The sequence below is a fragment of the Aeromonas sp. 600276 genome (assembly GCF_049175815.1).
In the GTDB taxonomy this organism is placed as follows: domain Bacteria; phylum Pseudomonadota; class Gammaproteobacteria; order Enterobacterales; family Aeromonadaceae; genus Aeromonas; species Aeromonas dhakensis.
Genome location: NZ_JAAKVU010000001.1, coordinates 131,382 through 151,757 on the forward strand (window position 1 = coordinate 131,382; position 20,376 = coordinate 151,757).

15 protein-coding genes and 1 riboswitch are annotated in these 20,376 nt (G+C 65.9%); of the genes, 5 read left to right on the forward strand and 10 right to left on the reverse strand.

What is annotated here, in order from left to right:
- The first annotated feature begins 6 nt into the window (after nucleotides 1-6).
- Nucleotides 7-930 carry a LysR family transcriptional regulator gene (locus G5134_RS00645; protein WP_010635177.1) on the forward strand — a complete coding sequence of 308 codons (924 nt, stop codon included), beginning with the start codon at nucleotides 7-9 and terminating at the stop codon, nucleotides 928-930.
- A gap of 43 nt (nucleotides 931-973) precedes the next feature.
- Here the strand turns inward: G5134_RS00645 and G5134_RS00650 are convergent, their stop codons facing one another.
- The 6 genes from G5134_RS00650 to G5134_RS00675 form a co-directional block, all read right to left on the reverse strand.
- On the reverse strand, nucleotides 974-1,297 hold the full coding sequence (locus G5134_RS00650) for a DUF1820 family protein (protein WP_005308607.1): 324 nt from the start codon (nucleotides 1,295-1,297) through the stop codon (nucleotides 974-976).
- 192 nt (nucleotides 1,298-1,489) lie between these two features.
- On the reverse strand, nucleotides 1,490-2,341 hold the full coding sequence (locus tag G5134_RS00655) for a YjjW family glycine radical enzyme activase (protein WP_065018325.1): 852 nt from the start codon (nucleotides 2,339-2,341) through the stop codon (nucleotides 1,490-1,492).
- Nucleotides 2,342-2,378: 37 nt separating this feature from the next.
- Nucleotides 2,379-3,905: a YjjI family glycine radical enzyme gene (locus G5134_RS00660; RefSeq protein WP_025202251.1), complete on the reverse strand. Its 1,527-nt coding sequence runs from the start codon at nucleotides 3,903-3,905 to the stop codon at nucleotides 2,379-2,381.
- Between the two features lie 116 nt (nucleotides 3,906-4,021).
- Entirely contained in the window at nucleotides 4,022-4,363 is a 342-nt protein-coding gene (locus tag G5134_RS00665; RefSeq protein ID WP_102989513.1) for an AzlD domain-containing protein, read from the reverse strand.
- Between the two features lie 2 nt (nucleotides 4,364-4,365).
- Nucleotides 4,366-5,085 (reverse strand): AzlC family ABC transporter permease, encoded by a 720-nt coding sequence (locus tag G5134_RS00670; RefSeq protein WP_206866362.1) that lies wholly within the window; start codon nucleotides 5,083-5,085, stop codon nucleotides 4,366-4,368.
- Nucleotides 5,086-5,220: 135 nt separating this feature from the next.
- On the reverse strand, nucleotides 5,221-5,697 hold the full coding sequence (locus G5134_RS00675) for a L,D-transpeptidase family protein (protein ID WP_005308598.1): 477 nt from the start codon (nucleotides 5,695-5,697) through the stop codon (nucleotides 5,221-5,223).
- A 260-nt stretch (nucleotides 5,698-5,957) separates the two neighbouring features.
- Here G5134_RS00675 and G5134_RS00680 point away from each other — a divergent pair, with 260 nt between their 5' ends.
- Entirely contained in the window at nucleotides 5,958-9,104 is a 3,147-nt protein-coding gene (locus G5134_RS00680) for a S41 family peptidase (RefSeq protein ID WP_421231811.1), read from the forward strand.
- 100 nt (nucleotides 9,105-9,204) lie between these two features.
- Here the strand turns inward: G5134_RS00680 and G5134_RS00685 are convergent, their stop codons facing one another.
- Both G5134_RS00685 and G5134_RS00690 read right to left on the reverse strand, forming a co-directional pair.
- Nucleotides 9,205-10,548 carry a zinc-dependent metalloprotease gene (locus G5134_RS00685; RefSeq protein ID WP_017765261.1) on the reverse strand — a complete coding sequence of 448 codons (1,344 nt, stop codon included), beginning with the start codon at nucleotides 10,546-10,548 and terminating at the stop codon, nucleotides 9,205-9,207.
- 20 nt (nucleotides 10,549-10,568) lie between these two features.
- Complete coding sequence (locus tag G5134_RS00690; RefSeq protein ID WP_421231812.1) at nucleotides 10,569-11,231, reverse strand: hypothetical protein; 663 nt, start codon at nucleotides 11,229-11,231, stop codon at nucleotides 10,569-10,571.
- 332 nt (nucleotides 11,232-11,563) lie between these two features.
- Here G5134_RS00690 and G5134_RS00695 point away from each other — a divergent pair, with 332 nt between their 5' ends.
- The gene (locus G5134_RS00695) at nucleotides 11,564-13,759 is read left to right on the forward strand and encodes a glycoside hydrolase (RefSeq protein WP_065018331.1); all 2,196 of its coding nucleotides are present in this window, start codon (nucleotides 11,564-11,566) and stop codon (nucleotides 13,757-13,759) included.
- A gap of 21 nt (nucleotides 13,760-13,780) precedes the next feature.
- On the opposite strand, the gene G5134_RS00700 is transcribed toward G5134_RS00695, so the two are convergent.
- Together G5134_RS00700 and G5134_RS00705 are read right to left on the reverse strand one after the other, a co-directional pair.
- Nucleotides 13,781-14,572 carry a substrate-binding periplasmic protein gene (locus tag G5134_RS00700; RefSeq protein ID WP_065018332.1) on the reverse strand — a complete coding sequence of 264 codons (792 nt, stop codon included), beginning with the start codon at nucleotides 14,570-14,572 and terminating at the stop codon, nucleotides 13,781-13,783.
- A gap of 77 nt (nucleotides 14,573-14,649) precedes the next feature.
- Nucleotides 14,650-16,497, reverse strand: a complete 1,848-nt coding sequence (locus tag G5134_RS00705; protein ID WP_421231813.1) for a M3 family metallopeptidase — start codon at nucleotides 16,495-16,497, stop codon at nucleotides 14,650-14,652.
- A gap of 291 nt (nucleotides 16,498-16,788) precedes the next feature.
- Between G5134_RS00705 and G5134_RS00710 the strand changes: the two genes are divergently transcribed.
- Both G5134_RS00710 and gbpA read left to right on the forward strand, forming a co-directional pair.
- Entirely contained in the window at nucleotides 16,789-18,480 is a 1,692-nt protein-coding gene (locus G5134_RS00710; protein ID WP_065018334.1) for a methyl-accepting chemotaxis protein, read from the forward strand.
- Nucleotides 18,481-18,745: 265 nt separating this feature from the next.
- Nucleotides 18,746-18,831, forward strand: a riboswitch (cyclic di-GMP riboswitch).
- A gap of 61 nt (nucleotides 18,832-18,892) precedes the next feature.
- Nucleotides 18,893-20,317, forward strand: coding sequence for an N-acetylglucosamine-binding protein GbpA (gene gbpA, locus G5134_RS00715; protein WP_065018335.1), 1,425 nt, complete (start codon nucleotides 18,893-18,895; stop codon nucleotides 20,315-20,317).
- Nucleotides 20,318-20,376 lie beyond the last annotated feature (59 nt).

A 20,376-nucleotide genomic window follows, 5' to 3' on the forward strand; every position in this document is an offset into this window, starting at 1 on the left:
ACCGTTATGGATCTCATTGCCCTCTCCCGCCTCGGCGGCCGCCACCTGGTTACCCTGCACCTGCTGCTCGACAGCCAGAGCGTCACCCGCACCGCCGAGCGGCTCTGCACCACCCCCTCCACCGTCAGCAAGACCCTCAATCAGTTGCGGGATCTGCTCGGCGATCAGCTGCTCTACCGCCAGGGCAACCAGCTGTTGCTGACCCCGTTCGCCGAGCGGCTCGGCCCCACCCTGCACCGGCTGCTGAGCGAGCTCAACGGCCTCACCGGCCAGGGCGGGTTCGATCCTGCCAGCTGGCAGGGGCAGCTGAAATTCGCCCTGCGCGAGAGCGGCATGGTCTGGCCCATGGGGCCCATCCTGGCACAGCTGATGCGCGAGGTGCCTGGCCTGGTGCCCGACATTCGCAACAAGGATGAGCAGGGGCTGGCGGCGCTGGCGGCGGGCAAGCTGGACTTCGTGATCCTGCCCCACGACCAGAGCCAGCCCCTGCCCCGCCAGCAAGGGCTGGTGTGGGAGACGCTGCGAGAGGACAAGCTGGTCTGCCTGCTGCGCGCGGATCACCCGGCGCTGGCGCGGCCCTGGGATCTCGATGCCTACCTGAGCTGGCGCCATATCGCCATTCGTGATCAGGAGCTGGCCAACCCCTTCTTCGAGCAGAGCCTGGCCCAGTTGCAGGTGCGCCGGCAGATCGCCGCCATCCTGCCCGATTTTGGCAGTGCGGCGACCCTGCTGCGCCAGAGCGATCTGATCCTCACCGCCGTCAACGGCTGGGCCGAGCAGGCGGCCCCGCACGATCTGGTGAGCCGGCCGGTACCGTTTGATTACGGCGCCGTCACCCACAGCCTGGTATGGTACGGCCCGGCCGGAGAGGAGCCGGCGCGACGCTGGTTTCGCCAGCGGATCCTGCAGCTGGCCCGCGAGTTGGCATGATGAGGGCCGTGCCCGGCACAGGCTGTGCCAGGCACGACTGTGCTCAGGGTTTCTTGGTGTAGATGGGGCCGGGGAAAGGAGAGACGTTGTTGCCCAGCTCGGTGATGCGGGCAGCCCCCTGCTTGCGCACCTGATCGACCCGCAGCACGTGGTGCATGGGGATCATGGTGCGATTGACGTCGGCAAACTCACTCTTCAACTTCTCGTGGCTGGGGTCGACGATAAGCGCCGTGTGGTTGTCCCACACGAAGTTGGCGATCTCGATAAAGCCGAACAGCTGACCCTGGCTCACTTCCCTGACATAGACTTCGTAACGCTCGTTGTGACAAATGAACTGCACTCGATATAAGGCGTTGGATTCACTCATGTTCGTCTGTTGATGGTGGGCGATTGACCCATTCTAGCCGCCCCCTCGCAGAGCTCAAATAGACAGCAATCACAGTTACGTCATCTCAAGACTCAGGCAACATAAAAGCCACGCCGAACCGCTCGGTTCGCCGCCCAATCTTGCCTTGTCGTATTAAATCCCTTTGCGATCAGCTGATTAGCATCCAGCTATTCAGAGCAGCGGCGGCAGAGTGACGGGGCCAAGCCCCGCCGCCGCCAGCGCCGCGGCCAGTTGCTCCAGCTCCTCTCGCGTCGCCTCTGGCCAGCCCTGCGCCGCCCCGCGCACGCCGTGATGGCGAAAGCCGTTGAGGCGGATGGGCACGGGCCCGAGAGCGCGCAAGAAGGCGGCGAGCCCGCCATCCAGACTGCCGTCGGCGGCGAGATAATCGCTCTGCCCCGGCACCTGCAGCAGGCGCACCTCCGCCAGCTTGCCCGCCCGCGCCAGCAGTTGCAGCGAGGCCAGCACCCGCTCGCGGCCATAGCCGGTCAGCGTGTGATGCACAGAGTCGCGCCACCCCTTGAGGTCGATCATGGCGCCGTCCAGCACCGGCAGCAGCCGCTGCCAGCCAGCCTCGGCGAGCGAACCGTTGCTGTCGAGCAGGCAGCCAAGATGGGCCAGATCCGGCGCCTCCTTGATGGCCGTGAACAGCGCGATCACGAATGGCAGCTGGGTGGTGGCCTCACCGCCGGAGACGGTAATGCCGGTCAGCAGCGGGCCGTAGCGGCGCAGCAGGGCCAGCACCTCGGCCACCGTCATGGTGGCGGTCTTGGGGCTGGCGCTGCGGGGGCACACATCGAGACAGGCATCGCAGTCGGTGCAGCGTGCCGCCTGCCAGCTCACCCGCCCCTCGTGCAGGGTCAGCGCCCCGCTCGGACAACCGGGCACGCAGTCACCGCAGTGATCGCAGAGGCCGATGGTGTGCGGGTTGTGACAACCGGGGCAGGCGAAGTTGCAGCCCTGCAGAAACAGCACCAGCCGGTTGCCGGGGCCGTCCACGCAGGAGAAGGGCAGCCAGCGGCTCACCGTCGCGGTGCGCGCCGCCCCTGCCCGCCTGCCGCACTCAGTAGTCACACAGGGTCGCCTCGCGCCCCACCACCCGCGGTGCCCGCTGGCGGATCCCGGTCAGCTCGCTCGCCTCGGCGCCGAGGCAGGTGGTCTGCAGCCGTGAGCCTTCTGCCGCGAAGCGGGCCACGTCGCTCTTGCGGATCATGTAGCCGGTCACCCGCACCAAGTCGCTGTCTGCCACGTTGGCGGTGAACTCGCGCATGCCGATGGCGAGCGCCCCCTTGCACAGCTGCAGCAGCGCCTGCGGGTTCTGGCGGATGGTGGGATCCAGGGTGAGGATCTCGCTGATCCCGGAGTGATAGAAGCCGTGGTGGGGCGCCAGCGCCAGCACGTGGCTGGCGGGATCCGGCTCCTCGCCATAGGGGATGCGCACCCCGGGGGTGACCCCGCGATCCACGCTGAGCCCGCCCTGGGAGTGGAGCAGGGCGCGGCCGCCCCAGGCGTGGCGCTGCGGCGTTTCGCTCACGTGGCGGGCTAGCTGGGCCGAGATGCGATAGCCCAGCTGGTTCGCCTCCTCGTCACGGCCGTAGCGCTCCGGCAGATTCTCCTTGTCCATCAGAAGGTTGACCGCCTCGGCCATGCCGTAGATGCCAAACATGGGCACGAAGCGCCCCTCCTCCAGCAGCCCCTCCTGCACCAGGAAGCTGTCGAAGAAGCCGGACTCCTGGTGCAGGAAAGCGGCACGCGCCTCGATCAGGCGGGAGGCGAGGCGGCAGTAGTGGGGCAGCAGGCAACCCAGGAAGTCGTCGATGCCGTGGGCCTGCTCGGCCACCCGCTTGAGGGAGACCCGTACCAGGGTATTGGCGCCGCCCGCCTGGGGCAGGGCGTTGTAGCAGCTGACGATGCCGAAGCCGCGCTCGTCGAAGGTGTTGCGATGCAGCGGGTAGTTGGCGATGTGGGGCTTGCTGCAAGCCGCTATGTTCTGTACCCCCTGCAGCAGCAGGCTGTCCGGGGTCTGCGCCGGATCGTGGAGCAGGGTGAGGTTGGGGGCCACCTGCTTGAGCTCGCCGTCGATGCGCAGGATCAGGCGGCAGAGACGGTTGTCGTCCGGGCCGATATTTACGTGCATAAAGGCATCCGGCAGCACCCGGTCCAGGTAGATCCAGAACCCCTTCAGCTTGCGATAGAGGGTCTCGTCATCCAGATCCCTGACGAAGGGCAGCAGCAGGTGGTCGAGCCGGCCCAGCCAGACCGGCATGCCGGTGACGGAAGGCACGTGGTGGTAGAGGATGCGCAGGGCATCGAGCGCCTCGTCGAAATCCTGCGGCGGTGCCAGCTCCAGCCAGGCGGAGCCCTGGCGCAGAAACTTCTCGTAATCCGGCAGCACATAGCGCGGCTTGTAGGGGGCGTGCCCCTCGAACATGTCGCAGACAAAGCCTTTGGCCATCGCCTCGCTCACCTCGGCGGGCAGCTCGGGATAGGGCAGCGCATTCTCGGCGGCCAGCGCCAGGGCATGGCTCTTCTGGGCCGGTGACAACAGGGGATCGCGCACGATGCGCTGGCAGGTTTCGGTGAAGGACATGGCTCGCTCCTCGACGGATGGGAGCTAAATCCTCACACTTGAGAGGTGTTTTTTGAAGTGACATTCACAACATGGCGGATATCCAATGAAGACATCCGCCATGCAGGATCACGGGCCTAGCCCAGCCAGGGCAGCAGCTGTGCCACGCCCCCCTGCCAGCGCAGCAGGAAGAAGCCCCCCATGCCGACCACCACTACCAGCAGGGTCGGCAGCCGCAGCAGGGTCAGCGCCGTCACCAGCAGGGTGGCGACCAGATAGTCCGGATCCCAGCTCAGCCCCATGCCCGGCTGGTAGCTGAAGACGATGGGCAGCCAGATGGCGGTCAGCACCGACTGGGCCGAGAAACTGAGAAAGGCCCCCATCTCGGCCCCTGGCTGATAGCGGGTCAGCCGCGAGAAGAAGGCGAAGCGGTTGAAGAAGGTGATCAGGGCCAGCAGGCCTATCATCAGCCAGCTCATGATTACCTCCTCATCCGGTGCAACACATAACCCACCAGCATGCCGGAGAGCGCCGAGATGATGATGTAGACCTCCGCCAGCAGCGGCTTGGTGAGCAGCGCCATGGCACCACTCACCAGGGTGGCCGCCACCATGGGCAGGTTCTTCATGGCGGGAATGGTCATGGCGATGAAAGTGGCTGCGATGGCAAAGTCCAACCCCATCTGATCCAGCCCGTCGATGTACTGGCCGGCGGCGATGCCGAGCAGGGTCGCCACATTCCAGAACAGATAGAAGACGAAGCCGGCGATGAGCGCATAGGCCGGATCGAAACGGCCGCTGCGCTCCCTGTCTTTGAGCGCCACCGCGAACATCTCGTCGGTCAGGAAGAAGGCGAGACTGGCGCGCCAGCGCAGGGAGAGCGGCAGCACGTCGCGGCGAAAGGTAAAGCCGTAGAGCAGGTGCTGGGAGGTGATGACGAAGGTGGAGCCCATGATGGGCAGCAGCGGCGTGCCGGCCCCGAACAGGGTAGTGGCCGATAGCTGGGCGGCGCCGGCATAGACCAGCAGCGACATCAGCTGGGCCTGCAGCGGGCTCAGCCCCACCTGCAGCGCCAGGGCGCCGCATAGGATCCCCCAGGGGATCACCGAGACGGAGAGCGGCAAAATATCGATGGAGGCGCGCCACCAGAGCGCGCGGGTACTCTCTGCCCCGACGGACTGAGAGAGGGTTGCTGACGGCATGGGATCATCCTTGTTGCGGCCACGGCGAGCCGGAAAAACTAGCACAGCACGGGGACGGATACCAAGAGGCTGCGGGTAAAGAAAGGAGGGAGCCAAAAAACAAAACGCCACCCGGAGGTGGCGCGCTGCAGAGAGTCAGGGCTGAATGATGATGGGGGTGCCGGGTTCAATGGCGTTCCACACTTCGTCCAGATCCTTGTTGAGCATGGCGATGCAGCCATTGGTCCAGTTGGACGGCTGCAAACGGGTGTTGCCTATGCTGTTGCGCTGACCGTGGATCATGATCATGCCGCCCGGTCGCACACCCATCTCGTTGGCCGCCTTGATGTCGTCCAGATTCGGGTAGTTGATGTGGATGGCCTTGTAATAGTTGGAGTTGGTCTTCTTGTAGTCGAGGATGTAACGGCCTTCCGGCGTGCGCTGATCCCCTTCCCGCTGCTTGTGCCCCTTGGGAGCCGGACCCAGAGCGATCCAGTAGCGTTTGACCTCCTTGCCATCCTTCATCAGGGTCAGGCTATAACTCGATTTCTTCACCACCACCATATCGGCGGACAGGGTGGCAAAACTCAATGCGGGCCACAGCCCCAGCAAACACAGTAATACGGCTCTCATTCCATCCCTCGGCAAGCCTCTGGTAAGGGCTTTTCTGTTACCAAATCATCTGAACTGCACCGCCTGGTGTGGCGGGCGAGCGCCATCATATTGGATCGCCATCAATACTCAATATATCCAGAGAAACATATCCCGCGCCATCTTTTATAGATTGTTACAATTAACTGCCAAAACAACGGGATAACCCCCCTATCTCGGGATAGTCCCGGGCGGGACATTGGGGGAAGATAAGGCGCTTTTCACCTCTCAGGAACCTCACGATGCGATACCGACTCTCCCTGCTGCTCTTGCTGATCTGCTCCCCCCTGCAGGCGGCCGAGCCACTCTGGCTGCGCGAGCCCGCCCTCTCCCCCGACGGCAAGCAGCTTGCCTTCACCTGGCAGGGTCGCGTCTACCTGAGTGCGGGGGATGGTGGCCCCGCCGTGCCCCTCACCGACGGCAGCTATCTGAGCCAGCGCCCGCTCTGGTCGCCGGATGGCAAGCTCATAGCCTTTGCCGCCAACCTCTACGGCAACGAGGACGTGTTCGTGGTGCCGAGCCGCGGCGGCGAGATGGTGCGGCTGACCCGCGACTCGCGCCCCGATCTGCCCCAGGCCTTCAGCGCCGACGGCAAACAGCTGCTGCTGAGCAGCCAGCGCCTGACCAACCCCGACGCCGATCACTTCGTGGCGGAGGGGTATCGGGCCAGCAACCTCTACTGGACGCCGGTTACCGGCGGCCCGCTGACCCCGGCCCAGCCCCTGCCCGCCACCCTGGCCCGCCCCCACGGCAACCAGCTGGCCTACCAGATGCCGGGCATGGATCAGCCGTTTCGCAAGCATCAGCATTCGTTCGCCGTCTCCCGGCTCTGGCTGTTCGACGGCAAGCAGCATCGCCAGCTGACCGAAGACAGGGTAGCCGCCAGCGATCCGGTCTGGGATGAGCAGGGCAAGCAGCTCTACTACCTGAGCGAGCGCAGCGGCGACTTCAACGTCTGGCAACGGGATCTGGCCAGCGGCCAGGATCGCCAGCTCACCCACTTCAAGGGTCACCCGGTGCGCGGCCTCAGTGCCTCCCGCCAGGGGGATCTGGTCTGGTCCTGGCAGGGGGAGCTCTACCGCCTCGATGCCGGCAGCAACACCCCGCACAAGCTCGCCATCCAGCCGCTGTTCGCCAAGGTGCCGGCCGAACAGAGCTGGCAGCCCGGCCCCATCGACGAGGCCATCGCCCGCCAGGACGGAGAAGAGGTGATCCTGGTCAGCCAGGGGGATCTCTACGCAGTCGACACCCGGCGTGAGCGGGTACGCCAGCTCACCCGCCACCCCAGCGAGCAGTCAGCGCCGCGCTATCTGGATAAAGAGCAGGCGCTCATCTACCTCTCCGAACAGGAGGGGCCGGCGGCGCTGTATCGCCTCAAGAAGGAGCAGCCTGACACCCTGTTCAGCGCCCCCGGCACCCTGATCGAGGAGAAGCTGCTGGCCATCCCGGGCGCCGCCATCAGCGTGCCGACCCTCTCCCCCGACGGCAAGCAGCTCGCCTTCGTGGTGGATGGCCAGGCCGTGCACCTGCTGGACTTGGCCAGCGGCAAGCAGCGCCAGCTGGTCGCCGCCGAGTTCAATCCCTCCCGCCATGCGGTGGAGCTCGCCTTTGCCCCCGACTCGCGCTACCTGGCGCTGACCGTGCAGCCCGACTCCAGCCAGCAGGAGATCGCCGTCATCGACACCCGGGATGCCAAGGCCAAGCCGGTCAACGTCAGCCTCAACGGCTATCGGGATGGCGAGCCAGCCTGGAGTCAGGATGGCGGCATCCTCTACTGGCAGTCCACCAAGTACGGCGTGCTGGGCGCCGATGGCGAGCCCCTCGGCGGCAGCCTGCTCGGCCTCTACAGCAGCCGCACCGCCAGAAGCGACTTCCTTGCCGAACAGGCGCCGCCCAAGGCGGGCTACGGCTTCGAAACCGACCGGCTGGCACACCGCGAGGCGCTGCAGTTGCAGCCAGAAGGCACCGTCCTCGCCAGCCGCATCGTCGACGATCACCTGGTCTATCTGGTGGAGACCAGCGGGGCCAACGGCGAGAACGAGATCAAGGGCTACGCCCGGGATCTGCGCAAGGGCGAGACCAAGCTGCTGTTTGCCGAACAGCCGGGGCCGGCGCTGGCCAGCCTCAACCAGGATGCCAGCCTCGCCACCCTGGTGCGGGAGGGGGAGATCGCCCTCATCGATACCCGCTCCGGCGAGGCCAGCAGCCACCCCTTCAATCTGCTGATCACCGCCAGCTGGCAGGATCGGATGACAGCTGCCTTCGACCAGATCACCCGCCTCACCCGGGACGAATTCTACCAGGCCGACATGAACGGGGTGGACTGGGACGGCTACGTGGCCGCCTATCGCCGCCTGCTGCCCGGCATCAGCAACGAGCGTGACTTCGGCAACCTGCTGGCGGAGCTGGCCGGCGAGCTCAATGTTTCTCACACCTGGGGCAGCGTCCCCGACTCCTCCCAGCGCATGCCGGACGACACCGCCAGCCTCGGCGGCTACTGGCGCGAGCGGCAGGGAGCAGTCGAGCTGGCCGCCCTGCTGGCCGGCGGCCCGCTGGAGCAGGAGACGGATCTGGCGCCGGGCGCCCGCCTGCTGGCCATCAACGGCACCGAGCTGCACAGCCTCAACGAGCTGGATGCCCTGCTCAACCATCAGGCCGGCCAGCGACTGGCCCTCACCCTGCTGCCCAAGGGGGCCAAGGAGCCGCACCAGCTGGAGGTCACCGCCATCGACCAGCAGCAGGAGTATCAGCTGCAGCTCGACGGCTGGGTCGCCAAGCGCCGCAACCAGGTAGAACAGTTGAGCCAGGGGCGGGTCGGCTACGTCTATCTGCCGGGGATGAACAGCGCCGTCTATGAGGAGGTGGTGGCCGACGCCCTCGGTCGCCAGCGCAACCGCGAGGCGCTGATCGTCGACGTGCGCTTCAACAAGGGGGGTTATCTGGCCAACACCCTGGTGGAGTTCCTGACCGGCAGCGGCAGCGCCCAGGGCATGGCCAGCAGCTGGCCGCGCCTTGGCAAGGGTGAGACGGACGCCGCCACCCGCCAGTGGACCAAGCCCTCGGTGGTGCTGGTCAATGCGGGCAGCTACTCGGAAGGCTCGGCCTTTCCCCAGTACTACCGCACCCTCAAGGTGGGGCCCATCGTCGGCGAGCCGGTGCCGGGCACCGGCACCATGGTGTACGGCCACACCTCCAGGCTGATCCCGGGCCTTGCCTACGGCATCCCGACCCTGGGGCTGCGCAACCCCGACGGCACCCTGTACGAGAACCAGGAGCTGGTCCCGGACGTGCAGGTGGCGCTGACCCCGGCCGACATGGTGACGGGGCGCGATCCCCAGCTGGAAGCCGCGGTGCAGGCCGCCCTCGCCCAGCTACCGGCGGCCAGATAGGTCCGCCATAAAAAGAGGAGCCGGCCGGGCTTGCCCGGTCGGCTCCTTTGACAGACAGACATCAAGGGCGCCCCGCCTGTTGCGGGGCGCCCTTGTTGCATCAGGCCGGCTGCGTCTCGGCCGGCTGGCGGGCCAGTGCCAGCTGATACCTGTGCTCGGCCAGCTCCAGCTCACGGCGCGCCTCGTCCACCTTGCCGTCGGCGCTCTTCACCGCCGCCACCAGCTGGTTGTAGCGATCCCAGCTGCCGTTGTACTCCTTCACCTCGGCCTGGTAACGCTGGCTGATCTCGTTGGACTGGCGAATGATGGCGTTGTTCTCATCGTGCAGCTGATCGATGCGGGTGCTCAGGCCCGCCTGGATGGCGCGGATCCGGCGATACTCTTCCGGGCCGTAGCTGCCGCTGTAGCTGTTGTACTCGCGCACCAGCCGGTTGATCTCCTGCACCGTCTGGCGGTTGCGCTGGTTCAGCTGGTTCAGCTCGCGCTGGTAGCGATCAAAGTTGCCCTTGAGCGTCTGCTGGCGATCCTGCAGGGCGGTTCTGGCCGCCACCTGCTGGCTGTAGTGCTCCTGGGCCGCCGCCAGGTCCTGGCGCCGGGTTTCGAGGGAGCGTTCCAGCTCGCCCAGATCCGGCAGCGCTTCCGTCACCATGGTGGGGTAGAAGGCGGCGATCTGCGGCGTGGTCACCTTCAGCGCCCGCACCGCATCGGCCCCGTTGGCCTGATCCCGGTAATCCACGCCGCACGGCTGCCCCTTGCAGACCAGGTCCGGGCTGGAGAACTTGTACTCGTGGCTGTAGACCCCGAAGCTGGAGGGATAGGCCATCACGGTAGCGAAGGAACCCCGCACCCCGTGCCCCAGCGCATAGTGATAAGTGCCCCCCGTGCCATCTTGCAGGCGGGAGTGGTTGAGCCCCATGTTGTGACCCAGCTCGTGCGCCAGCACCACGTCGCCACAGCCGGTGGCTGTGACATGACTGAACATGCTGCCGGCATCCTGGGAGACATCCCCGTCGGCATACGCCTTGCGGCCATCGCTATAGGTCGCGGAACCACCAACCCAGGCCAGCCCGCAGCTGCCGTGATCACCTGTCTGGGGGCGCATCAGCACCACCATGTCGGCGCCATAACGGGTGCGCAGGGTCGGTACCTGCTTGAAAGCCGGATCCTGCTGGTAGGTCACCGCGTTGAGCGCGGATTCGTCGGTGCCGCCATCCGGGTAATTGACCTGCTGGTCGTGCACGCTCCGCACCGTCAGATCCAGGCCGCTGGCGGCATAGATCTGGTTGGTGACGTTGATCATGTGCTGGATCCGGGTCTGCGCATCCCCCTGATAGCGGGCCGCCAGCCCCGGGCTGTGCAGCACCATCAGGTCGATGGTTTCCGCCAGCACGGGGGTCGCCCCGAGCAATCCCGCAATCATGATCCCCAAGGTAGTTTTCTGCATGTGATCTTCCTTTTCTGTTGTTATTGGTGAGTCGGGATCAGGGCGTCATCGCCGCCATGACCCAGATCCAGCGGCGGGTTCTTGTAAACCCAGCCCTTGCCTCCCAGGGTCTCGACGGAGTAACTGCCTTGCGGCGTGCCGATGAACCCGAAAGTCGCTTGCTTGCCGACGGTGAAATTGACCGGATAGCTGTCACCGTCGACCCGAATCTCCCCTTGCCAGTTGCGCTCCCCGCCCCGCTGCAGCTCGACCTTGGTCACCCTGGCCTGCAGGGTGCTGCCATCCGGCAGCGGCAACGCCACGCTGTCACCCACCTGAGCCCGCTCCAGATCGCTGCCCTGCAGGGCGATCGGCTGGGGTTGCTCGACCGCATCGCCCGGCTCCGCCAGCGGAAAGTCCGCATCCACCTCGGCCGCCTGCCAGGGGGTCTCCAGCTGCTGGCTGCCATCTTCCCGCAGCCGATCCGGCTTGGCGGGGGGCGTGACCGGCGCCGGCTTGAGCTCGGGTGCCGGCATGGCGGCGAGTGGCGTCAGCTCCGCCAGCGGGGCCGACTCTGCCCCACGCGCCTCATCCCCTGCCGTCACTGCGCCGGGCGCCACCGGCTGCGACCACAGCCACCAGCCGATCACCCCGACCAAGAGGGCACACAACGCCAGCCCAAGCCCCCACTTCGCTCTCTTCATACTGATACTCCAGTCAAAAACAATCCTTATAAAACAATGGATTGCATTCAAATTGAGGGGGCATGCTAGAAACTGGCGACAAGACTGGCACCCCCCTATATGGGGCGTCTGAAAAATCGACGGTGGTGTTTGCTCACATCCATTTGAGTCGACAAAGCCAGCGCTGGCGGGGGCTGAGGAAGGGTTCGAATGATGCTTTTTTGCTGCGATAAAACGTCCGTGAAAACGACCGGCATGACTCCCTTCACCCCATATGGGTTAAACAAATTTGGCTGTACCGGGAGGCGGGCGGCGGCGTACCCTGATGGCATTGATCAGGTCAAGGATGTTGCATGAACGGTTTGCGGATAACGGCGCCAGCACTGGGCTGGCTGGCAATTTCATGGCTGGCGGCGCCACTCGCCGCCGCCCCTCTGACCCTGCAGGGCGGGACTCAAAGTTACAGCATCGATCCCGATACCCTGGCCATTGCGGTGAACCGGATCCCGGTCAGCGCGGGCCAGCCCGCCCGCCAGGTCGATCAGCTGCAGCAGGATGACCAGCAGGCCAGCTGGCGCTGGCCCGCCCAGGAGGCCAGGGTGGAGGTCAGGCTGGATGGCGACGACCTGCTGCTGACGCTTGCCAGCGACAGTCCCCGTCAGCTGACCTGGTACAGCCTGCCGAGAAACCAGACCCACCTCTCCCTCGCCATCGGTGAGGGCAGCCGCTTCTCGGTGCGCGACAGCGACTGGCTCGGCTATGTCGGCGACGAGCTGGCCGAGCTCAACACCCACTACGACCTCAAGCTGCCGCTCTGGAGCCAGGATGCGGGCAAGCAGACCTACAGCTGGATCCTGCAGAGCCCCTACGACAACCGGCTCAAGTTCAGCCGCCAGGGGGGCCGGCTGCAGCTGAGCGCCAGCCACGAGTTCAGCAGCTTCAACGCTCAGGCGCCCATGGTGGTGCGGCTGAGCGTGGGGGATGACTGGCTGGCCGGCGCCCGCCGCTACCGGGCGTGGTTGCAGAGCGAGGGGGCCTGGCAATCCCTGGCCGACAAGATTGCCCGCGTCCCGGCCGGCCGGCGACTGATCGGCGCCAGCCATGTCTACCTGTGGGGGGATGCCCTGCTCGATCGGCAGGACGTGAAAGCGTGGCCCGCTTTGCAGGCCAGATTGCAGCAAAAGCCAGAGTGGCTGCAGATCTTCAATGCCGAGGAGCGGGAGGCGCTGGCCGCCGCCCATCCCGAGATCTGGCAGCAGAGCCTGATCATGGCCGGCCTCAACCGGCTGATTGCCAGCCAGCTGCCGCTGCCTGCCCAGCAGGGCCCGCAGGCCCAGAGCAAGGTGCTGGCCCTGCGCCAGCAGTGGGTCAAGGGTCAGCTGGGGGATCTGCTGGTGCCCCAGGAGCGCTGGGGCCAGGGGCTGTCGCTGCCGGTGATCGAGGCGCTGCAGCAGGCGGGACTGCGCAAGCTGTGGCTCGGCACTCCGCAGTGGACGGCGGCCCTGCAGCAGGGCTATGCCCTCACCGCCGCCCAGCGCCAGGGCTATCTGGTGGGCAGTTATGACTCCTACGACACCGCCATCGCGCCCGGCACCAACGACAGCTGGCTCACCGCCCAGCTGCCGCCGGAGATCGGCAAGCGCTGCGCCATCGTCGAGGCCAACGGCAAGCCCAAGCCGGGCTTTGGCGGCGAGGGGGTCTATCTCAACCCCGGCTGCACCCTGCCCTTTGCCAAGGGGCGCATGAGCGAGCTGGCCAAGGCCAGCGGCATCAACAGCCTGTTCCTCGACGTGGATGGCACCGCCATGGCCTCCAACGACTACAACCCGGCCCACCAGCAGGGCAGCCAGGCCATGATCGCCGACCGCAACGCCCGCATGCGCTGGGTGGGAGAGCGACTCGGGCTGGTGCTGGGCTCGGAGGATGGCAACGCCCTCACCAGCAAGCCGCTGCTGTTTGCCCACGGCATCCAGAGCTGGGGCTTTGGCTGGGAGGATGCCGCCATGCGCAAGCAGGCCAAGTCCCCCTACTACCTCGGCAAGTGGTGGCCGGACGAGGCGCCGCAGGTCTTCTTCCAGCCCGCCCGGCTCAAGCCGCGCTACCTGAAGACGGTGTTCAATCCGGCGGATCGGCTGCCCCTCTATCAGGCGGTATTCCACGACTCCGTGCTCAACAGCCACCACTGGCTGCTGGACAACCTCAAATTCCCCGGCATCAAGGAGGAGCGCGCCCTGCTCGGTCTGCTCTACAACACCCCGCCGCTGGTCAACCTGAGCCGCAGCACGCTGGCCAGTCGCCTGCCGGAGCTGACCCGGCTGAGCGAGCAGTTCGCCCCGCTGCACGAGGCGCTGTGGGACAAGGCGCTGGTGGGCTTTCGCTGGCGTGACGGGGTGGGCCGGGTGCAGGAGACCCGCTTCTCCGACGGCAGCCGACTGGTGGCCAACTTCAGCCACAACTCCATCATGATAGACGGCCACAAACTGGCGGGCCGGCAGCTGCTGGTGGCGCTCAAGGGCAAACCGGTCAGCGTGCTGAAGATCCAGGGCTAGGCCCGGCGGGGTGACGGGGGATCAGAAAGGGGCAGCCCCGCCGAGCGAGACGGTGGGCTGCGAATGGAGGTTGAGCCAGCGCCGGCGCAGGGTCTCCAGCGAGCCATCCTGGCGCATCTGGTCGAGGGCCTGCTGCAGGGCCTGCACCTTGGCCGGCTCCGTCGCCAGGTTGAGGGCAAAGTAGTACTGCTCGCTGTCGTCATAGACAAACAGCGGGGTGAGCGCCTCGAAGCCGTGCCCCAGCTGGTGCATGTGGAAGGCCGCCCCCAGATCCAGCGCCGTCACCAGCTCCACCCGGCCGCGCAGCAGCATGCGAAACTTGTCCTCCTCGCTGTTGACGCTGACCGGCGCCAGCCCCTGGCGGATCAGCTGCTGGGCCGAGGCCGAGTTGCGTACCACGGCGATCCGGTAGTCGCTCGCCTCCTGCAGGCTGCGGGGCTGGATATTGGTGCGCGAGCTCAGCCGCCACACCCTGATGGTGCGCGGCCCGACCGGCCCCACCCACTGGAACTGGTGCTCCCGCTCCGGGGTGCGCGCCACCGAGAAGAGGATGCTGCCCGCCCGATAGCGGGCATTCTGATAGGCCCGCGCCCAGGGCAGCAGCTGGATGTCGCCGCGCAGCGCCAGGCCGCTGCGCGCCAGCAGGGCGTGCAGCAGATCCACCGAGAAACCGCTCACCGGCTGGCCGGCCAGCTGGTAGTTGTAAGGGGGCATCTGCTCGGTCAGCGCCTGCAGTGCCCGGGCCGGCTGCGCCAGCGACCCCGTCAGCAGCAGCGTGGCCAGCAGCCACCTCCACCGCGATCTTGTTCCCACCCTCGACTCCTTCCCATGAAAAACAGACCCCTGCCGTGGCAGGGGTCTGACATAACGCATGTTCACCGGCTTGCGCCTCAGTGACTGGTGGCCGCCTCCTGGTAGTGGTGGCGGATCCAGCGTTCGAAGCCGGCCAACATGGCTTCCTCTGAGTCGCTATTGTCGGCGATAAGCTGGTCGCCGTGAACTACCCGAATGCGGGCATCGAGCGGTGCCCCCTCGCCGGCCGGCGGACGCTGACGGGCCGCCGCCATGCAAGCCTCGGCCTGCTGCCACGCCTCGGCCACGCTCTGGTTGCACACCGCGGCCAGCGGGCCGGCGCTGAAGCCCTTGCCGGTCAGGCTACGCAGGGTCTCGTCATGGGTCATGCCGTTGCCCGGCCCCCAGTAGTGGGCGGCCAGATCCGGCCCGATGCGCGGGTTGTCGGTGAGGTAGCCGTCGCGCTTCAGGAAATAGGCGCGGGTCTGCTCCACCGCCATCAGCGCCAGCAGGTAACCGTGGTAGGCACAGGCCGACTCCTGGTTGAGCAGGTGCGGGATGGCCAGCAGCGGACGCGGGCTCTCCACCCCCAGGATCTGGCGCTCCCAGCGGCGGGCCAGCGCCAGCACGGCAGCCGGGGTGAGTTCGGCCTCGTCCATGGCGTAGAGATCACGCTCGAAGTAAGCCACCAGCGCGATCTGGCGCTCGTTGAAGGCGCGAAACGGCTGGCGTGCCTCGATCATCGCCTTGATCAGCGCATCCGGGATCGGCTCCCCCGCCGCATTCCTGGCATAGCGCTTGAGCCAGTCCGCGTCATCCAGCAGGCTGTCGCAGAACATGGACTGGGTCTCGGCGTAGGCCATGGAGGTGGGCGGGAACTCCTGGGAGAAGCAGGGGGCGTTGCCGGTGACGTTGGCAAAGTGCGCCGCATGGCCCCCCTCGTGGAACAGGGTGTTGAGCCCGCTCCAGCCGCTGCCCACCTGGGCCGGGTCGGCCAGGCTGGTGAAGTTGACCACCGCCGGCACCCACTCCCCCTCCTGCCAGAAGCTCGGCACCGGGCCGTGGCAGAAGCCGTTCTCGTATTTCCCCTCCCGGGTCAGCAGATCCAGAGTGAGGCTGGCGCCGCGGTACTGGATGCCGAGGCGGCGGAAGCTCTCGACCCAATCCTGCAAGGCACGGGAGAAAGGCACGTAAGGGTCGAGCTGGCGAGTCACGTCGCCGCTCACGCTGTAGCGCAGGTTGTGGGGCAGCAGGGCCGCCTCCCCCTTGGCCGCTTTCAGCTCGGCCAGGCTCTGGTGCAGCCGCTGCTCGGTGCCGGCGATGAAGTCGTCGAGGATGGCGAACAGCTGCGCCGGGCTCATCTGCTCGTTCTTGTGCACCTTGTAGTCGAAGTAGTCGCGATACCCCATGGCCCGGGCGAAGCGGTTGCGCAGCGCGACTATGGCCAGGTAGCCGTTGTCGACCACCCAGTTTTCCAGGGTGTGGAACATGGCGAGCGCGCTCTGGCGCACCGCCTCGTTGCTACTGGCGGCCAGTGCCGTGCTGGCGGCGGGCAGACTGCCTGCCACCTCGCGGCCCTGCTCGTCCAGCAAGGTCAGCTTCAGCTCCCGACGGCGGGCAAACAGCGCCGCCTCGGCGGCCACCAGCTCGTCCATCAGGGCAGCGGCGGCCGGCGCCTCGATGACGTTGCATTCGAAGAAGGCGATCCAGCCTGCCAGACCGCGCTTGAGCTCGGTCTCCTCGGCCATGGCATGCATCTCCCGCAGCACCGGCAGGCGCGCCGGGTCGGCGCAGAAGGCCTTGTAGGCCTGCTCGGCGGCGGTGAAGCCGGCCTGATCGTCACTGGTGCCCATGTAGGTGGACCAGAACAGATCCTCCTTGCGCCTGTGCACCTGCAGGTAGTCGGCGTTGAGCTGGTTGAGATAATTCCTGGCAATGGAACTCATAAATTCCCTCTTGTTATGGGGCAGCACGGGGTGCCCACTCCTTTTTGGTGAAATGCCGACTCATTCACATTTTCTGCAAATAATCCGGCAAATGGTGCGCCGGGATGCGCGCGAACACGCTACCAAAAGCGAGGGTTTCTGTCTGCTGGCTATACTGGTGTCAAACTTCTCAATTGGCGTGCTGTCGCGCCAAGCCTTTGAAAGTTAATTAAATGTTAAATGAAAAATAATCAGGGCCAGCCGACAGACTGGTCACCACCAGACCCGCATGGGAAAGTTAAGGAAGAGACTATGTTCAAGCTCGGTGATATTGCCGTGAGCCGCAAATTGATGCTGTTGCTCTCACTGGCGCTGGTCGGCTTCATCGCACTGCTGCTCATCTCCGCCAGTGCCCTGCAGCGTAATCTGATGAGTGAACGGGAAGCCAGGCTGCAGGCTGTGCTGGACCTGGCCATGAGCCGGATCCAGGCGCTGGCCGCCACCCTGCCCGCCCCGCAGGCACAGGCCGAGGCCAGGGCCATGCTCAACAGCATGCGCTTTGACGGTGACAACTACCTGTTCGTGCTGGACGAGAACCGCCGGATGCTGGTGCACCCCGTCCGGCCCGAGCTGGTCGGCCAGCAGATGGGCGAGAGCGGATCCGCCACCGCCGGCGCGCACTGGCAGCGGATGGTGGATCTCGGCAGAGGGGGTCAGCAGGGTCGGCTGGAGTACCAGTGGGTCTCCCCCTCCGGCGAATCGGCCCAGAAACTGTCGCTGGTGGCCGGCTATCAGCCCTGGGGCTGGATCCTCGGCTCCGGCGTACTGCTGCAGGACATCCAGGCCACCATCTGGTCCCAGTACCAGCTGATGGGGGGCGCCACCCTGCTGGTGACCCTGCTGATGGGGCTGCTGGGCTTTGCCATCAGCCGCTCCATCGTCAACCCGCTGGCCGAGATCAACCGGGCCATGCAGCAGGTGGCCGCCGGCGATCTGGTGGTGAGCATCCCGGTGCACGGCAAGGATGAGCTGGGGGCCGTCGCCAGCTGCACCAACCAGGGACTCAGCGCCATCCGGCACGCCCTGCTGGAGGCAAGCCAGGGGGCCGGCAACGTGGCGGATGCCGCCCTGCGCATCGCCGCCTCCGCCGAGCAGACCAACCAGGCGGTCAACAGCCAGCGGGATCAGCTGGCCCAGCTCGCCACTGCCATGAACGAGATGAGCGCCACCATCGCCGACGTGGCCGGCCACGCCGAGAACACCGCCCGCGATACCCAGGACGCCACCAGCGAGGCCGGCCTCGGCAACCGGGACGTGCACGCCAGCGTGCACGGCATCCAGGCGCTGGCCAGCGAGGTGGAGCAGGCCACCTTGCAGGTCAACCAGCTCAAGGAGGGGGTGATGCAGATAAGCGAGGTGACAGCGGTCATCAGCGCCATCTCGGAGCAGACCAACCTGCTGGCCCTCAACGCCGCCATCGAGGCGGCCCGCGCCGGCGAGCAGGGCCGCGGCTTTGCCGTGGTGGCCGACGAGGTTCGCCAGCTGGCGAGCCGCACCCGCCAGTCCACCGAGGAGATCCAGAGCACCATAGCCCAGTTGCAGCAGCGGGCGGTGAGTGCGGCCGACGCCATGGACGCCAGCCGCAAGCTGGCGGAGAGTAGCGTCGGCCAGTCCGAGAAGGCGGGCCAGGATCTCTCCCTCATCGTCAACCACATCCAGCACGTCAGCGACATGGCGACCCAGATCGCCACCGCGGCGGAACAGCAGAGCATGGTGGCGGAGGACATGAACCGCAACGTCAGCGGCATCAACGACTCGGCGCTGGAGATGTCCCAGTCCGCCTCCCAGCTGGCTCAGGAGAGCGAGCTGCTGGCCGGACTCTCCCGCAGCCTGGACGAGCGGCTGGCCCTGTTCAAACTGGGCTCGGCCAACCACCAGCCGGCAACCCAGCCACGGATGCCGCAACCGCCGCAGCAGGAGGATCGCCCGCGCATCCGCCACTGATCCGTCCTGGCTTGTCGCAGCGCACGCCCCCGCCAGATCGGCTGGCGGGGGCGTTTTTCATTGCGAAAAAATGCCAAATATTTGCATCTTGTCGACCTGTTCGACGAACTTGATGCCGTGACGCCGAGTTAATAGCCATTTAAAAACAGAAAGTTAAGTGTTTGCTCTACTCCGATGAGGTCAAGCTGTAAAGATTTACACTTAATTATTTAATCAAAAATAGTCATGATGAGTTGTCGCCAAACGCGACACCATGACCCTTTATGTAGTCATTTGGCAAACTGGTTGAAAGGCCAGGACGCAAAGCCTCCGGTCTAAAGACATGTCGTCCAGGATAGCGGGGTTGCCACACAGTGTTTCGGGGCACGCCCCTGCCAACTTGACTGCCCACATCTGTCGAACAGAGGAATGTATGGCAGCAAAAATCCAACTCAATCACGTCGCTGCAACGCTGGCCCTGCTGGTCAGTGGCAGCGTGCTCGCCCACGGCTACATCAGCCAGCCGGAGTCGCGCAACTACCTGTGCAAGACCGGCGGCAACAGCCAGTGCGGCGCGGTGCAATGGGAACCCCAGAGCGTGGAAGGCCCCTCCGGCTTCCCGAATGGTGGCCCTGCCGACGGCCAGATCGCCTCGGCCGGTAGCGCCAGCTGGGGCGAGCTGAACGCCCAGACCAGCGACCGCTGGACCCGCCGCGAGGTACAGGCCGGCCCCTTCGCCATCAGCTGGACCTTCACCGCCAACCACGTCACCCGCAACTGGCGCTACTACCTCACCAAGCAGGACTGGAACCCGAACCAGCCGCTGACTCGCGCCGCCTTCGAGCTCACCCCCTTCTGCGTGGTGGACGGCAACATGACCCAGCCGCCCAAGCAGGTCACCCACCAGTGCAACCTGCCCGAGCGCACCGGCTATCAGGTGATCCTGGGGGTGTGGGAAGTGGGTGACACCAGCAACAGCTTCTATAACGTGATCGACGCCAACTTCAAGGGCGGCACCCAGCCACCGCTGGAATGGAGCCAGGGCGGCACCATCTACCCCTCCACCGAGCTGGCGGTCGGCGACAAGGCCAGAACCCTGGTGTTCGACGCCAACGGCGTGCGCCCCGATCTGCAGACCGAGCTGACCATCGCCAGCCCGGAGCAGGGCCAGAAGAACAACTGGACCCACGCCCTGGCGAGCAAGATCAATGCGGAGCAAAGCCAGATCCGCGCTGGCCAGCAGAGCGGCGAAGGCCAGTTCAACCCCGTCTACGGCCAGAACCCGGTCTACTTCAAGGCCGGCAGCGCGCTGGAGCGGGTCGAGATTCAGCTCGAACAGCAGCAGCCGCCGGTGAGCAACGGTGTCAGCGTGAGCGGCCTGGAGAGCGACTACCTGCTCGACGAGGGCAAACTCACCCTCAACTTTACCGTGGCCGCCGAGGGCGATCTGACCGTCACCAACACCTTGTATGATCACGGTGGGGCCGCCAAGGGACAGACCAGCGCCGACATCAAGGACAGCAGCCACAGCTTCACCATGCCTCTCACCGGGCTCAGCGCCGGTCACCACCAGCTGGTGATCGAAGGCAAACCCAAGGCCGGTGGCGAGGCGGTGCAGCAGACTCTGGACCTGATGCTCAAGGATCCGGCCGCCGGCGGTGACTACCAGTTCACCTTCCCGGAGGGGCTCAAGTCCTACACCGACGGCACCAGGGTGCTGCAGCCCAAGAACGGCAAGATCTACCAGTGCAAGCCCTTCCCCTATCGCGGCTGGTGCAGCCAGTGGTCGGCCAGCGCCACCCAGTATGAACCCGGGGTCGGTAGCAATTGGCAGGATGCCTGGATCCTGGTGAACTGATCCGCAGGCGCAGCATGACGCCATCAACAAAACGGGGAGCCACTGGCTCCCCGTTTTCT

Excerpts from the sequence above, each read along its gene's own strand:
- G5134_RS00645 (WP_010635177.1), top strand. The coding sequence starts at position 7 with ATGGATCTCATTGCCCTCTCCCGCCTCGGCGGCCGCCACCTGGTTACC.
- G5134_RS00650 (WP_005308607.1), bottom strand. The coding sequence starts at position 1,297 with ATGAGTGAATCCAACGCCTTATATCGAGTGCAGTTCATTTGTCACAAC.
- G5134_RS00660 (WP_025202251.1), bottom strand. The coding sequence starts at position 3,905 with ATGTCCTTCACCGAAACCTGCCAGCGCATCGTGCGCGATCCCCTGTTG.
- G5134_RS00665 (WP_102989513.1), bottom strand. The coding sequence starts at position 4,363 with ATGAGCTGGCTGATGATAGGCCTGCTGGCCCTGATCACCTTCTTCAAC.
- G5134_RS00670 (WP_206866362.1), bottom strand. The coding sequence starts at position 5,085 with ATGCCGTCAGCAACCCTCTCTCAGTCCGTCGGGGCAGAGAGTACCCGC.
- G5134_RS00675 (WP_005308598.1), bottom strand. The coding sequence starts at position 5,697 with ATGAGAGCCGTATTACTGTGTTTGCTGGGGCTGTGGCCCGCATTGAGT.
- G5134_RS00680 (WP_421231811.1), top strand. The coding sequence starts at position 5,958 with ATGCGATACCGACTCTCCCTGCTGCTCTTGCTGATCTGCTCCCCCCTG.
- G5134_RS00685 (WP_017765261.1), bottom strand. The coding sequence starts at position 10,548 with ATGCAGAAAACTACCTTGGGGATCATGATTGCGGGATTGCTCGGGGCG.
- G5134_RS00690 (WP_421231812.1), bottom strand. The coding sequence starts at position 11,231 with ATGAAGAGAGCGAAGTGGGGGCTTGGGCTGGCGTTGTGTGCCCTCTTG.
- G5134_RS00695 (WP_065018331.1), top strand. The coding sequence starts at position 11,564 with ATGAACGGTTTGCGGATAACGGCGCCAGCACTGGGCTGGCTGGCAATT.
- G5134_RS00705 (WP_421231813.1), bottom strand. The coding sequence starts at position 16,497 with ATGAGTTCCATTGCCAGGAATTATCTCAACCAGCTCAACGCCGACTAC.
- G5134_RS00710 (WP_065018334.1), top strand. The coding sequence starts at position 16,789 with ATGTTCAAGCTCGGTGATATTGCCGTGAGCCGCAAATTGATGCTGTTG.
- gbpA (WP_065018335.1), top strand. The coding sequence starts at position 18,893 with ATGGCAGCAAAAATCCAACTCAATCACGTCGCTGCAACGCTGGCCCTG.